This window comes from Neptunomonas sp. XY-337, from assembly GCF_004959845.1.
In the GTDB taxonomy this organism is placed as follows: Bacteria; Pseudomonadota; Gammaproteobacteria; order Pseudomonadales; family Balneatricaceae; genus Neptunomonas; species Neptunomonas marina.
In genome coordinates, this window is sequence record NZ_SPLL01000001.1 from 96029 (window position 1) to 110955 (window position 14927).

General features: G+C 48.7%; 14 protein-coding genes. 6 read left to right on the forward strand and 8 right to left on the reverse strand.

Annotated elements, in window-relative coordinates:
- The 6 genes from E4L36_RS00575 (at position 1) to E4L36_RS00600 (ending at position 7675) form a co-directional block, all read left to right on the forward strand.
- Positions 1–1611 carry a class I SAM-dependent DNA methyltransferase gene (locus tag E4L36_RS00575; RefSeq protein ID WP_136678539.1) on the forward strand — a complete coding sequence of 537 codons (1611 nt, stop codon included), beginning with the start codon at positions 1–3 and terminating at the stop codon, positions 1609–1611.
- A complete protein-coding gene (locus E4L36_RS00580) occupies positions 1608–2789 on the forward strand; it encodes a restriction endonuclease subunit S (protein ID WP_136678540.1) in 1182 nt (393 codons plus the stop codon). The genes E4L36_RS00575 and E4L36_RS00580 overlap by 4 nt, the downstream gene beginning before the upstream one ends.
- Positions 2786–3346 carry a hypothetical protein gene (locus E4L36_RS00585; RefSeq protein ID WP_136678541.1) on the forward strand — a complete coding sequence of 187 codons (561 nt, stop codon included), beginning with the start codon at positions 2786–2788 and terminating at the stop codon, positions 3344–3346. Before E4L36_RS00580 ends, E4L36_RS00585 begins: the two co-directional genes overlap by 4 nt.
- Before the next feature lie 93 nt (positions 3347–3439).
- Positions 3440–4039 carry a nucleotidyltransferase domain-containing protein gene (locus tag E4L36_RS00590; protein ID WP_136678542.1) on the forward strand — a complete coding sequence of 200 codons (600 nt, stop codon included), beginning with the start codon at positions 3440–3442 and terminating at the stop codon, positions 4037–4039.
- Positions 4011–4463: a HEPN domain-containing protein gene (locus E4L36_RS00595; RefSeq protein ID WP_136678543.1), complete on the forward strand. Its 453-nt coding sequence runs from the start codon at positions 4011–4013 to the stop codon at positions 4461–4463. Before E4L36_RS00590 ends, E4L36_RS00595 begins: the two co-directional genes overlap by 29 nt.
- A 17-nt stretch (positions 4464–4480) precedes the next feature.
- Positions 4481–7675 (forward strand): type I restriction endonuclease subunit R, encoded by a 3195-nt coding sequence (locus E4L36_RS00600; protein ID WP_136678544.1) that lies wholly within the window; start codon positions 4481–4483, stop codon positions 7673–7675.
- 547 nt (positions 7676–8222) lie between these two features.
- Here the strand turns inward: E4L36_RS00600 and E4L36_RS00605 are convergent.
- From E4L36_RS00605 to E4L36_RS00640, 8 genes are all read right to left on the reverse strand, one after another.
- Entirely contained in the window at positions 8223–8633 is a 411-nt protein-coding gene (locus E4L36_RS00605; protein ID WP_136678545.1) for a MazG nucleotide pyrophosphohydrolase domain-containing protein, read from the reverse strand.
- On the reverse strand, positions 8630–9103 hold the full coding sequence (locus tag E4L36_RS00610) for an NUDIX domain-containing protein (RefSeq protein ID WP_136678546.1): 474 nt from the start codon (positions 9101–9103) through the stop codon (positions 8630–8632). The genes E4L36_RS00605 and E4L36_RS00610 overlap by 4 nt, the downstream gene beginning before the upstream one ends.
- A complete protein-coding gene (locus E4L36_RS00615; protein ID WP_136678547.1) occupies positions 9087–9563 on the reverse strand; it encodes an NUDIX hydrolase in 477 nt (158 codons plus the stop codon). The genes E4L36_RS00610 and E4L36_RS00615 overlap by 17 nt, the downstream gene beginning before the upstream one ends.
- Positions 9564–9737: 174 nt before the next feature.
- A complete protein-coding gene (locus tag E4L36_RS00620; protein ID WP_136678548.1) occupies positions 9738–11222 on the reverse strand; it encodes a cobyric acid synthase in 1485 nt (494 codons plus the stop codon).
- 6 nt (positions 11223–11228) lie between these two features.
- Positions 11229–12248, reverse strand: coding sequence for a threonine-phosphate decarboxylase CobD (gene cobD, locus E4L36_RS00625; RefSeq protein ID WP_136678549.1), 1020 nt, complete (start codon positions 12246–12248; stop codon positions 11229–11231).
- Complete coding sequence (gene cbiB / locus E4L36_RS00630) at positions 12245–13177, reverse strand: adenosylcobinamide-phosphate synthase CbiB (RefSeq protein WP_206064469.1); 933 nt, start codon at positions 13175–13177, stop codon at positions 12245–12247. Before cbiB ends, cobD begins: the two co-directional genes overlap by 4 nt.
- Positions 13177–13824, reverse strand: coding sequence for a 5,6-dimethylbenzimidazole synthase (gene bluB / locus E4L36_RS00635; RefSeq protein ID WP_136678550.1), 648 nt, complete (start codon positions 13822–13824; stop codon positions 13177–13179). Before bluB ends, cbiB begins: the two co-directional genes overlap by 1 nt.
- Positions 13825–13826: 2 nt before the next feature.
- The gene (locus E4L36_RS00640) at positions 13827–14912 is read right to left on the reverse strand and encodes a sirohydrochlorin chelatase (protein WP_240770652.1); all 1086 of its coding nucleotides are present in this window, start codon (positions 14910–14912) and stop codon (positions 13827–13829) included.
- Positions 14913–14927 lie beyond the last annotated feature (15 nt).

Consider the following 14927-nt stretch of genomic DNA (forward strand, 5'->3'; position numbering starts at 1 on the left):
GTGTCTGATTTCAAAAAGATTGAAGAGTTAGAAAAGCGCCTGTGGTCTGCGGCAGATAGTTTACGAGCCAACACAGGGCTTACCGCACAAGAGTATTCCCGCCCAATTTTGGGGCTAATTTTCCTACGTTATGCAGAGTTTCGTTTTGAAAAGGCTAAAGCCAAGTTGGAAGGCCAATCCAGCCGTCGCCGTGGCGGTGACATCAAAAGCCGTATTCAGGCGGAAGGGGCGATGTATGTGCCTGAGGAAGCGCTGTATTCCAATCTTCTGAAACTGCCAGAAAGCACAAATATCGGCCTGAATATCAATGAGGCGATGAAGGCACTTGAGGCTGAAAATGAGGCCATCAAAGACGCGCTGCCCAAAACCTATACACGCTTCGATAATACTATCCTGAAAGACCTGCTTAAAAACTTTGCTGCCATCGATTTTGGGCTGGGTTCTGATGTGTTCGGGCGTATCTACGAATACTTCTTGAACGAGTTTGCCAAGTCTGAAGGTCAGGGCGGTGGTGAGTTCTTCACGCCTTCCTGCCTGGTACGTCTGATTACCGAAATTATCGAACCTTTCCACGGCAAAGTCTTCGATCCAGCCTGCGGTTCTGGCGGTATGTTTGTCAGCTGCGCGAACTTCGTGGAAGAGCACTCTTCATCTCAGGAGCAGCGAGATGCTTCTGATCATCTTTCTATCTTCGGTCAGGAGAAAACAGGCGACACGGTTCGCTTAAGTAAGATGAACCTGGCTGTGCATGGCTTGCAAGGTGATGTACGTGAAGGTAACTCCTATTACGAAGATATCCATAACTGTGCGGGTGAATTTGACTTTGTAATGGCCAACCCGCCGTTCAACGTCAATGAGATCCAGAAAGACCGCTTAGTGGATGACAAGGCACGTTTCCCATTCGGTATGCCTCGTACCGATAACGGCAACTATATCTGGATTCAGATGTTCTATGCGGCACTTAACGAGAAAGGCCGTGCGGGTTTTGTTATGGCCAATTCTGCCAGTGATGCCCGCGCATCGGAGCAGGAGATTCGTCAAAAGATAGTTGAAGCCAAAGCTGTGGATGTGATGATCGCTGTATCCAGTAATTTCTTCTACACCGTAACCCTCCCATGCTCACTTTGGTTCTTTGATAAAGCTAAGAAAGGTACAGATCGAGAAGACAAAGTCCTATTTATCGATGCCCGTCATATCTTCCGTCAGGTTACTCGTGCAGTTCGTGATTACACCAGTGAACAACTGAACTTTATCGCCAATATCGTGCGCCTTTATCGTGGTGAAGGTGTCGATAATATTTATCTGAACCAGCACCCTGAAGAAGCTAACAACGGTGATTGGGCTATCGATAAGCATTTCCCCGATGGCCAGTATCAGAATATTGCTGGGCTATGTAAGGTTGCGACAATTGACGAAATCAAAGAACAGGGATGGTCCCTAAACCCAGGGCGTTATGTAGGTGTTGCTGCAGGTGAAGAAGAGCATGATGAGGACTTCGCCGCTAAGCTTGAAGCGCTTCAGGAAGAGTTGGAAGTATTGAATTCTGAAGCTCATGAATTAGAAAAAACAATTGGTGTTAATTCTACTCGAATTCTGGGAGCAATAACGTGATAGGAAAACAGTGGCCAGAATATATAGTTAAAGACGTATGCGAATCTGTGATTGATTGCGTCAATAAAACTGCTCCAGTAGTAGACTATGAAACACCTTATAGGATGATTCGTACCTCCAATGTTAAGAACGGTGTAATAGATACAGAAAATGTGCGATATGTTGAAAAAGATGTTTTTGAAAAGTGGACTAGAAGGGCTGTACCTCAAGTAGGCGATGTGGTTCTTACCCGCGAAGCTCCACTTGGCGATGTTGGCATGCTCACCAAGTTCGGACAAAACATCTTTCTCGGGCAAAGGTTGATGCAATACCGCGCAGACCCAGAAAAACTGGATGGTCATTTCCTGCTTTACGCCTTGCAAGAAAGCTATATGCAAGGGCAACTAAAGGCTGCAGGTTCTGGCTCTACTGTAGAGCATGTTCGAGTTGGTGATGCCGAAAACCTCAAAATTCGCTTACCCGATTTGGATACTCAAAAAGAGCTTTCTTCAATACTTAGAACGTATGACAACCTAATCGAAAATAACAACCGCCGTATCGCTATTCTGGAAGAGATGGCCCAGTCCCTTTACCGTGAGTGGTTTGTTAAATTTCGCTTCCCAGGGCATGGCCAGTGCCAGATGGTTGAATCACCGCTTGGGCTGATTCCTGAGGGATGGGAAGTCAAGACACTTAAAGAGTCTATAGAGCTTGCTTACGGCAAGGCGCTTAAAAAAGCTGATCGGAAAGACGGTGAGGTTGCAGTATATGGAAGCGGTGGTATAGGAGGGTTTCATAATACCGCTTTAGTAAATGGACCATGCATTATCGTTGGTAGGAAGGGCAATGTAGGCAGCATTTTCTGGTGTGAACACGATTGCTGGCCAATCGATACCGTGTTTTACGTTAAGAGTGCGCATTCGAAATACTATCTGTACTTCAACTTACTCCATCAGACATTCCATAACTCAGATGCAGCAGTACCAGGGCTGAATAGAGAATCCGCATATAGTAATAAGCTAATTCTTCCTGAAACAGAAGTTGTAGCAAAATTTGATGAGATTATTGATCCAATGTTCTCTCAACTTAAAAACCTACGGGCAAAAAACAAAAACCTAAGAAAACAACGCAACCTCCTGCTCCCCAAACTTATCAGCGGTCAGATCGACCTAAGCAAGATAGAGCAAGAGTCAGCATGATTATTCACTGTACTCAGAAGCTATCAGCCAAATTAAAAAGCGCTGGCCATACGGTGAGTACAACACCGCTGACTTCTGAACAGTGTTCATACGGCACAGAGAAATCAATTGGCGCATGGCATGCCAATATCACCACCATACAGCGTCGCCAGTGCGTGGTGTTCTGCCATGATCAAACCCGCTTTGCATTGGTGATGATTGGGGCAACAGCCAAAGAGCTGAAAGCAATCGATTACTGGTTTAGCGATCTGTTAATGAACACCTTGCTTAAAGCAGGTGTTGATCCCGCCCTGATCGAAGTGGCCTGCCAACAGCTTCCTGCTCTGCAATTTGATACGGCTTGTGATCGCTCAGTGCAGGGCACGCTGAATCAGTTGATTCAGGAGCTTGAATGGACTGTACAGTATGATGGCATCTCAGTAATGGATCTACCGATCTACAGTACCTGCGTGAGATTAAGCAAGCGCCCCTGTCGTATCAAGGGCATGAAAGAAAGTGAGTGTTTCTGGCCAATAGAGGAGATGGAAACGGTATTGAGGGGAATAACGCATACTTAATCCAACCAGAGCATTAATTGCCTAATGTTTTAAAAAAGGCTACATTTGTAGCTAATTTTGCAACACCTTAGTTTTTCTAAAAAGAGCTTGTGTATGTCAGCTACGCTATCATCCATTCTGTTTAAAGATTACCGTCGTCGGGTACTCAACCTGTTACTGCTGCATCCACAGGAGCAGTTTCATGTACGCGAGGTCGCACGGTTGACCGGTACGGTTGCAGGTACAACAGGGCGTGAGCTTAAAAACCTACACGAAGCGGGCATTCTGAAACAATCCCGGCGGGGAAATCATCTGCTGTATTCGGCAAACCGGGAATGCCCAATTTTTAATGAACTGGCTGCTATTTTACGAAAAACGTCTGGCCTTGCGGATGTACTGGCTGACGCGCTTCTGCCGATTCAGGGCCAGATTAAAGCGGCGTTTGTGTTTGGCTCTATCGCCAGCGGTAAGGCGAGTGCACAGAGTGACGTGGATCTGTGCGTTGTTGGTGATGCTTCGTTTTCTGCCGTGGTAAATTGCTTGTACGATACACAAGACATACTGGGCCGAGAGATCAACCCGAAATGCTTCTCACTGGAAGAGTGGCAGCTGCAGTGTACTGACCCGTCAGTATTTATGGAGGAACTGCTGCACAAGGATGTTATCAATATCATAGGAGACAGGGATGACCTTAGAGAATCTGTTAGGGATTAGGCTGGAAGCGATAACGGCTGACCCAGTAATGATCCAAAAGCTGCTACAAGCGGCGGATTCCAGCCTTAAGGATGCATCAATTGAAGCGTTAAGTAATGAAACGCGCTTTGATGTGGCTTACAAAGCGATCATGCAGTTAGCTAATGCCGCGTTACAAGCAAATGGTTTCCGCACACTCACCAGTGTACCTGGTCATCATCAGACAATGATTCAGTCTTTACCAAAAAGCGTTGGTTTGCCCCGTGAGCGAATGATTGAGCTCGATACTTTGCGTAAACAACGAAACCTTGCTGATTATTCTGGTGCGTTAGTGACCAACAAAGAACGTGATAGCTGCATAATGTTAGCGCAAGAGCTGCATGCCCTCGTCGAACAATGGCTATTGGACAACCAGCCACAGTTATTGAATGAAAAAGCGGAATAATAAGCTGTTGGATTAATATGACTTACACGGAAGATGGATTAATTGAACAACCCGCCATAAACCTGTTCGGCCAGCTGGATTGGGAAACCGTTACCTGCTGGGAAGAAACCTTTGGCGAGAAAGGCCAGGCGGAAGGCCAAGCAATAGGCAGGGAAACGCGCTCGGATGTTATTCTCTATAGTCGTCTGCGTAGTGCTCTAAGTCATCTTAATCCTGATATTCCTGCACGTATCCAACAAGAAGCCATTGATGAGATAGCACGTGACCGTAGTGCGATGAGCCCTATTGCGGCGAATGAAGAGGTCTATACGCTGCTAAAAGATGGTTATGACTACATCAGCAATGCTGAAGACGAAGAGGACTGTACAGTTCGGTTTGTCGATTGGTCAGAGCCTTCAAATAATGACTTTCTTCTTTGTAGCCAGATGACGATCAGCGGTGAAATTGAGAACCGCCGTCCTGACCTTTTAGGCTTTGTGAATGGCTTGCCGTTGCTGTTTATCGAGCTCAAAGCCAGCCATAAAGAACTGATTAACGGCTACAAAGATAACCTTAAAGATTACCGCAATACCATCCCGCAACTCTTTGTATTTAATCAAATAATTATCATATCAAATGGCATCCAATCCCGAGTAGGCACGATCTCTAGCCAATGGGAGCACTTTGCCGAATGGAAGAAGATTGAGTCTGAATCTGAGCCTCGTAAAGTCAGTTTAGAGGTGGTTATTCGAGGTGTGTGTGAGCAGAACCGCCTGCTGGATATTGTCGAGAACTACATTCTTTATGTTCGCTCTAAAGAGACGATCAAGATTGTAGCTAAATATCACCAGTATCTTGGTGTTAACCAAGCACTCCTTGGGCTGAATTCAGTCGAGCAGAAATCCAGTAGTAGCACATTAGCCAAAGGGCAGTTAGGTGTTTTCTGGCATACCCAGGGGAGTGGCAAGAGCTTTTCAATGGTGTTCTTTACCCGCAAGGCGTTTCGTCGTTATACGGGTAACTGGACTTTTGTGCTTATCACAGACCGAACTGATCTGGATGACCAGATCTATAAGACGTTCAATTCCGCAGGCATGATTACAGAGGCCTGTCAGGCTGATTCAGGGGCTGAACTTAAACAGTTACTGGCTGAAGACCACCGTTTTGTCTTTACCTTGATCCAGAAGTTTAAAGGTGATGAGAAGGGGGATTATCCTGTTCTTTCTGAACGTGATGACATCATTGTGATTACCGATGAGGCACACCGTAGTCAGTATGATTCCCTAGCGATGAATATGCGTAAAGCGATGCCGAACGCTTCGTTTATGGCTTTTACTGGGACTCCATTGCTCTCTGGTGAGGAGAAAACGCGAGAGGTATTTGGTGATTATGTTTCTACCTATAACTTTTCTGATGCGGTTGAGGATGGGGCAACACTACCTCTCTATTATGAGAACCGCGTTCCTGAAGTTACATTGCTGGCTGATAACATTGGTGACCAGATCGCTGAGATTCTGGATGATGCTGATCTGACCGATGAGCAGGAAGCGAAATTAGAAACAGAATTCGCAAAGCAGTACCACATCATCACCCGCGAAGACCGCCTTGAAGAGATCGCTGAAGACCTAGTTAATCACTATATCAACCGAGAGCCCTTTAAAGATGGCCGATTAGGTAAGGCAATGGTGGTTTCCATTGATAAAGCCACGGCTATTCGCATGTATGACCAGGTACAAAAGGCCTGGAAGAAGAAGCTATCCAGCCTTCAGCTACAGGCAAAACACCTGTCAGGCTCTCGACTTACCAGAATTGAATATCAGATAGAACATATGCAATCTGTTGATATGGCGGTAGTAGTGTCAGGCGGCCAGAATGATGATGAAAAACTGGCTAAACGTGGTCTTGATTACAAAGCCCATCGAGAACGCTTTGTTAAAGAGAAGCTGGATGAGAAGTTCAAAGATTCCGATGATGACCTAAGAATCGTATTTGTTTGTGCTATGTGGCTAACAGGCTTTGATGCGCCTTCTGTATCGACGCTCTATATCGACAAGCCTTTAAAAAGCCACACACTGATGCAAACCATTGCCAGAGCTAACCGAGTTTATCCAGGCAAACCCGCAGGACAGATTGTTGATTACATCAATATCTTCGGAGCCCTGCAGCATGCGCTGGGGCTCTATGGTGGTGGCGTAGCTAAAGAGCAGGGGACCTACACCGTTGATACCCCTGCCAGAGATAAGTCAGAGCTGCTTTCGGCACTTAAAACAGCGATCACTGATCTGATTATCTATCTTAAAAAATGCGATATCGACCTTCAGGTAATTCTCGATGCGCCTGCAACAGACTTCACCAAGTTAACCCTGCTGGATGAAGCGAGTGAGATACTACTGAGTCCTGAATACAAAGAAGAGTTTGTTTCTTATCTGAGACAGATCAATCGCATATTTAAAGCAATCCTGCCTGATGATAGTGCCACCCAATTCACGCCACATCGCATTGCTATCAACGTGATATATAAGCAGATGCGCGAGAAATCGGGCCTGAGCATCGATGATGAGGATGTACTTGATGTTGTAAGGAATCAGGTTAACGAGCTGCTGGACGAGTCAATTGAAACCATTAATATAAACAGCAACTTACCTGAACCTATTAATATTGCAGGTATCGATTTTGATGCGTTAGCGGAGATGGTTTCTCGTATTGCCAACCCGAAACAGTCTGATGCAGAACGTCTGAAAAATATTATTGAGCGAAAGCTCCAACCAATGATTATGCGCAACCGTACGCGGCAGGACTTGCAGCAGAAGTTCCTGGATATGATTGAGGAATATAATCTTGGCGCATATAACGCTGAGGAGCTATTCAGGCGTCTTGAAGAGTTCATTCGAGAACTTAACGAAGAAGACAAGCGCACGGTTAAAGAAGGCCTTACAGAGGAAGAGCTGGCCATCTTTGATCTGCTTCTTGAAGACGTAACGTTATCTGATAAAGAACGAACACAAGTAAAAGCCATCGCCAAAGCTCTGATCGAGAAAATGCAGGACGCATTGGTAATCGATTGGAGAAAAAAGCAGCGTACCAAGGCCAAGATCAAAAATCTGATCGAAGAAATCTTAGATGAGCTTCCAGAGGCTTACGATGATGACCTATGGCCAAAGGCGTGTTCAGAAGTCTTTATGCACGTATATGAGAAATACCCAGGTCAGGGTCAAAGCGTCTACGTCCATTAATCCCAAATAAGTCAAAAGAACAGCGTGCGCTACGTTGTTCTTTTCGACACTTTACCCGCGAAAAAGTATTTTACGAAGCTCTCCGCACGATAGGAGCAAGCAGGCCGTTTGCTCGAAGATCATGTTAAAACCTTGTTAACCATAGCCAGCCACAAGATGGAGTACTACTACTGCTTTCTAATTACATAATTTAACATAATATATATTATACGAATCTTTGTTTTTTTAGTATTCGTCGATATTTAAGCCTTTAGATAACTGTGAGCGCTTAGTTCAAATCTCTAGTCTTTCGCTCGTTTGGTGTGGTTTTGAGGTGTGACCTACGATGCGTGAATGGTATTTTGCTCAAGGTGATGTGCGTCTACTGGTATGTTTTGAGCCGTATATTGTTAATGCCGACAAATGACATAGTCGGCATTAATGCACTGGTTGGCACAACGCGGTTTCAACATTCTGGACATGCGGGTTGTTTAGAACACCGCAGTATTTTTCAAATGGCAAGCTGCGCACGCGTTAATCAAGCTGAATGTATTTTCCTAACGCCTGCTTAGTCGGCCTTGTTGTCTCTAGCTTGTTGCTCTGTCAGTAGCTCAGATTTTTGCTGTGCTTTAATGTCTTTCCAAAGCTGGCCGTTTTCAATCCCGGATATTCGATCTTCATACTTCTTACAGGCACGCGCTAAAACGGCATCTGGGTCGATACCTGTCTGCTTTTCCAATGCCAGCAATATATTGAGATAATTCCACAGCAGATCACCCAGCTCATCTTCGAGAAAGCACGCCCGATGCTTGGGAACCTCTTCGACGACTTCATCGATTTCCCGCTTCATCGCTTCGAGATAAGTTTCTGGCCCCTGGTACCAAGGATTCGACTGATCAAAGATCGCTTTGCGCCGCGCTATGGCGAGTAACTCAGTAAAATGCTGCGCTGAAAGCTCGGTTTTTCGCTTATCTGTCACTCTGAGTTCTCCATTTTCAGCCCGGCTTCCTTTAGGCGTTGTTGAATGGCCTGTAATGCCCGTACATAGACATCATGCCAGTTATTATCGGGCTGCTCGCAAAGTGGATGCCAAAAGAATTCAAAGCGATGCCCGCCATCATCGCTGGTCACGTGGCTCCAGCGCTCTGGCAGCGTTTGAGTTTCACAGAGCAAAAAGTGCCACACTTGCTGTTCGTAATCAGCAGGCCAGATAGCTAGATCTTGTAGGACCTTTGCAGAGCTAATGCCGGCTTCTTCTTCCAGTTCGCGCAGTGCTGTGTCTTGCACATGTTCGCCGGGTTCAACGGTGCCTTTTACTAGCTGTATGCCAGCGAGTGGGTGGCGGAAAACCAGCACTTCTGTGCCCTGCTCGGTTTCTCTTATGACGACTGGGCAAGCTTTATATTGTCGTTGCTCTATTAGGCCTGCCCAATTAGGTATGGATTTCATCAATCACCAAGGCTTCGGTCGTGGTGGGTAGATCTGTTAACCGTTCGATCAAAAATGCTGGCTGCAAGTTATATTGCTGCAATTCAGTCAGCGGTATCCAGCGAAATATAAGACTCACCGTTTCTTCGATCCCTGCAAAGTCGGCATTGGATATGATCTCTGGAGGGTCGATTGGGCGGACTAGAAAGTAGTTGCCCATCTCGTGGTAATGCTTGGATTCAAATTCATAAAAGCTCTCCACATGCCATAGATGCTGGGTGACTTCGCATCTCATGCCGAGCTCTTCAAGCATCTCGCGTTCAATTGTTTGGCGAGATGCCTCTAAAAACTCCACGCGCCCGCCGGGAAGTGCCCAGAAATCATCCCCAACCACTTGGTGAATCAGCAGATGGTCATCGTGAATAATGACAGCTGCACTTCTAAAATTAAAACGCCCAGCTTCGAGATTAAAACTGATCATCCTGTTCCCTTTGGTAGCTGTTTCTGACAAGGCTTTTCCTGCGGTAGACGCTGGTCAGCGCCTTTCAAGTAAAAATCGGCCGCGCAGCTTACATCTGCACGTAAGCGTTTGTCTATATGTTGCTGGTTTTGAATGGATTTTCTCTTGGCAGCATAACTCTGTGCTGACGTATCTTTACTTGCAGGAGTCGTGTTTCATGCCTTGCCATGTATTAATGTGACTCAGCATTTGATCAATATCCATATGTTCAGACAGCGTGTTTGCCGCTTCTTGAATGCTCGTTTCATGAATCGCATCAATATCGATAGACTCCACCTGCTTGAGTCCCGCCCAGCTTAATAGATGAGTTAACGCCTCAGGGTGGTCGAACAGGCCGTGCAGGTAGCTGCCAGCAACCTGATTTTGAGGGTCTACCATCCCCTCCCCTTTATCAGCGAGTTGAATGAAAGGGCGATCTTCACCCTCGCTATGTGTGATACCGCAGTGGATCTCATACCCTGTCACCGGTGTTTGCGTCCCGCAAAAGCTACCCGAGACGTTAACCAGTTGCTTGTTTGGGGTTAGTACGGTGGTTGCTGTTAGAAAGCCAAGCCCAGCGATATCTGTTATCTCGGATTCAATATGTTCTGGGTCGCTAATAGTGTTGCCAAGCATTTGGTAACCGCCGCAGATGCCTAGCAGTTTGCCGCCAAAGCGTAGGTGGCGTTGTAAGTAATCCTCCCAGCCTTGCTCGCGTAGCCATGTAAGATCACGAATAACGGATTTGGAGCCCGGCAGCACCACGAGGTCGGCAGGCGGTATCGTTTGGTTGGGGCCTATAAAGCGGATATCCACTTGCGGGTGTAAGCGCAGCGCGTCGAAATCTGTATGGTTGCTAATGCGCGGATATACGGGCACAACAACGCGTAACAGTTCAGCGCTCTCGGTATGGGTGGTTTGCGTATTCACTGCGTCTTCGGCTTCTAGGTGTAAACCCTGTAGATAGGGAATCACGCCAAGCACGGGCTTGCCGGTTCTAGCTTCGAGCCAATCTACGCCGGACTGCAGCAGTGAGATATCACCACGGAAACGGTTAATCACAAAGCCAATAACGCGTGCTTGCTCGCTTTGCGACAGTAGCTCTAGCGTGCCAACCAGGTGCGCAAACACGCCACCTCGGTCGATATCTGCGATGAGAATCACGGGGCAATCGGCCGCTTCGGCAAACCCCATATTAGCGATGTCGTTTTCGCGCAGGTTGATCTCTGCAGGAGAGCCTGCGCCCTCCACAACAACCCAATCGGCTTGCTGCTCTAAGCGTTGGTGTGATTCCAGCACGGCCTGCATCGCAGTGGGTTTGTAGCTGTGGTAGCGGGTAGCCACCATATTGCCAACGGCGTGGCCATGCACGATCACTTGAGCGCCAATATCGCTATTGGGTTTGAGTAGAATCGGGTTCATATCAACGTGTGGTACGCAGCGTGCAGCTTGGGCTTGTACGGCTTGCGCGCGGCCTATTTCTCCGCCCTCTGCGGTGACGGCGCTATTCAAAGCCATATTCTGTGGCTTAAATGGCGCAACTTGAAAACCACGATCTGCCAGTACACGGCACAGTGCTGTTACTAAAAAGCTCTTTCCTGCATCGGATGTGCAGCCTTGAATCATGATCGTTTGGCTCATGTGATGTTAGATGCTCCGTTTAGCAAGTCGGTCGAGTGCGTTTTCTAAGCGTAAAAACTGCTCTGGTGAGGCTGGTAAGCCGAATCTAAGCTGGCGTTGTTCTGCAAATAACCGCACTAGGATACCCTGTTGTTCGAGCTTATCTGCGATCTCTTCGGCGTTTTGGGTGCCTGCAGTAATAAATAGATCTGTCTTTCTGGTTTCTTTAAAACCCTTTAATAACAACATATTAAAAATTTTACGTGATGTATTTTCTAGATTTTCTTTTGCCTCGTTCTGCCACTGCGTATCTATAAGCGCTTGTTGCAGAATGTAGCGTGCAGGCCCAGACAGTGCCCAAGGGCCAATAAACTGGGCAAGTTGATCAAGTAGCGTTGGCTCGGTGATGACAAAGCCTGCGCGCAGCCCCGCTAAACCAAAGAATTTACCCACCGAACGCATCACAATCAGCCCATTTAGGTGCGCCGCATAGCTAGATACACTGTGTGCAGGTTGCGTATCGATAAAAGCTTCATCCACGATGAGCCAACCACCACGATGAGCAAGATGCGTATGCCAGCGCAATAGTTGTTCAGGCGTCCAGCGCTGCGCTGTTGGGTTGTTGGGGTTGATAACAACGAGCACATCAATGTGGTCCAACCACGCAAGATCATCCAGTGGAAAGCTGGCGAAGCGTTCTACACGGTGGCCCGATAGCGCCCAACGATAACCATGTTCTTGGTAGCTGAAGTCCAAAACCGCCACGTTCGCAATACCACAGAGCTGCCTGCGTAGCTGCGGTAGCGCCTGTATCGCCATTTGGCTGCCAGCGACGGGCAGCAAAGTGTCGCATTGATAGTAGGCTTTTGCAGCGGCTTCTAAGCCGTCGTTTGGCTCGGGTAAACGATGCCACACCGCTAGCGGTATATCTGGCGGTTGCCATGGCTGGGGGTTAAGCCCTGTCGAGAGGTCTAACCAGTCGGTGATCTCTGGGTGGCGCTGCATCGCTTCAATTAAACGGCCACCATGGCTTGGTGCAGGGTTCATAGCCCGCTCTCCAGAAAACCTATGGCAAATGCTGCAGCAATCCATAGTAGCAGAGTGTGTTTCACCAGCTGTAGCGCGGCTAAAATGCTATCGGCATCGGGTGCTTTGCCCTCGCCCATCACTGGCTTTTCAACGCACTGGCCGTGGTACCATGTTGGCCCGCCTAGCTCGATCTGCAGCGCGCCCGCGCCGGCACACATCACAGGCCCGCCGTTGGGGCTTGCGCAAAGGTGCGCTTGGGTTTTCCAGCAACGGAGCGCTGACCGAGTGTTTCCAAGTAGCGCATAACTCACCGCGGTGAGGCGTGCTGGCACGTAGTTGAGCAGATCATCCAATCGGGCGGCAGCCCAGCCGATATGCAAAAACTCGGCGGTTTTATAGCCCCACATCGCATCAAGTGTGTTCACTAGGCGATACAATACTGCCCCCGGTGCGCCTGCAACTAGAAACCAGAAGATGGTGGCAAAAACCCCATCGGTGCCGTTCTCTAGGGTGGATTCGATCGCGGCTTTGGTGGGGTCCATCTTCTCGGGATCGCGGCTGACAATTCTTGAAGCCAGCGCCCTTGCTTGTTTGGTATCACCGACTTTAAGTGCGCTGGCGATGGGTAATACATGCTCACGCAAACTTTGGTGGCCGATACAACCATAGAGCAGCACAACGCTCAGTAGCTCACCAATGGCGGGCGGCTGCGTAAGTAACGCCGCTACCAAGACCCACGGTAGCACGGTGCTGGCAAGCATTGCGGCTCCAGCTAAGCGCTGCTGCTGTGGGGTTTGGCGCTGAAACCATCGAACACAACGGACCTTATCTGCCCACGCGCCGAAGATAACCAAAGGGTGGTAGCGCTGAGGTTCGCCCAGCCAACGGTCGAGCATACAAGCAAGCGCCACTGCCAGCGCGGGCCAAATTGCGAAATCCCACGGCATTAGTTGTGCTCCCAGCGGTTTTCCCACAATAGATCAGCAAGCGCGTCGGGTTCGCGCCATCCCTCTTGCTCCAGCATTGGGCGTGGATAAAACGCATCGACATGCCCAATACATAAGATAGCCACGGGCTTCGCATCTGCGGGAATCTCAAGCAGCTTTGCAACATCGGCCGGATCAAACAGCGATACCCAGCCCATACCAACGCCCTCAGCACGTGCGGCGAGCCACATATTTTGGATAGCGCAGCTCACCGAAGCCAAATCCATCTCGGGCAGTGTGCGGCGGCCAAAGATGTGTGGCTCACGTTTATCCATCAAACTCACTACCAGCACTTCCGCGCAGTGGTCCATCCCCTCCACTTTTAATGCCAAAAACGCTTTTTCCCGTTCATTCAGGGCTTTTGCCGTGGCTAAACGTTCTTTATCGACGCACTGGCGTAGCTGTTTACGCAGGGAGGATTGCGTGATGCGGATCATACGCCACGGCTGCATTAACCCAACGCTGGGGGCTGCGTGCCCTGCAGCGAGGATGCGCATCAGAACATCCTCAGCTACAGGTAACGAATTGAAGTGGCGCATATCGCGGCGTTCATCGATAGCACGATAGACCGCCGCGCGCTCACTGGCTGAAAACGCGTGCTGACTCATAGTTAGCGGTGTGCAATTGGTGTTTCATCAGGTGCTGCTTCAATACGCGCGCGTTCCTCTTCCAGAATGTCATCGGGGAACTGGCGCATAAAGCAGCAGCATACGCCTTCACCAATCATCGTACGTGGCCCCAATGGATGGCCGATATGACGATAGACACCATGGGAGTGGCCATGATCATGCTGATGGTCGTGGTCGTGGTCGTGGTCGTGGTCGTGGTCGTGGTCGTGGTCGCGATACTCCGCGTGATGGTGGTGCACATCCACCTCGCCTGCTGCAAGGCGGCGCTGGAAGGAGTCCATCAGGCTTTCATCACCCACCTGCTCGCCTCCGGCTTCCGTGATGCGATCCACAAAGGTATCGATCACGTGGGCGTGATCATTCAGGTAGCCTGCGGTAATGATCTCCACATCAGGATGCGCTGCCGCAACACGGTCGATGTAAGCGTTAATGCGCTTGATCAAACGGCCTGTAAAGAGGAAGTACGGTGCGACGACTACCCGTTTAAAGCCCAGTTTCAAAACCTGCTCTAAACCAACACCAACAGAGGGATAGGTAACGCCCGAATACACGGTACTCGCCCAACCAAAGCCCATATTCTCGTTCACGATACGGGTCAGCTTAGCGACCTCTGCGTTGGCTTCGGTATCCGATGTACCGCGGCCCACCACAACGAGCAGTGTATCGTAAAGCTCTGCTGGGCGGTTATCTTCACCGTAGCCGAGTGCTTCATAAATACGGCCTTCAAACGCGGCAATCATAGAGGTATGCAAACCTAGCTCGCGGCCATAGTACACGGTGAGGCCCGGGTGCTTTTCTGCAAAGGTTGTCAGTACCGAAGGGATATCGTTCTTGGCGTGGGTTGCTGCAAACAGCATTCCGGGGACGGCTATGATCTCATCGCAGCCCTCGGCAACGAGCTTGTCCAATCCCATGTGGATATTGGGCGCGGAGTACTCTAAAAATCCGTACTCGACAGGCGTCTCTGGGAAGCGCTCGCGCAGTGCCAATGCAACTTTGCCGAACTCTGTTTCCGCTGCTTTATCGCGGCTGCCATGGCCGCAGATCATAATGCCTTTTTTGCTCACATTAGTTCTCTTAAA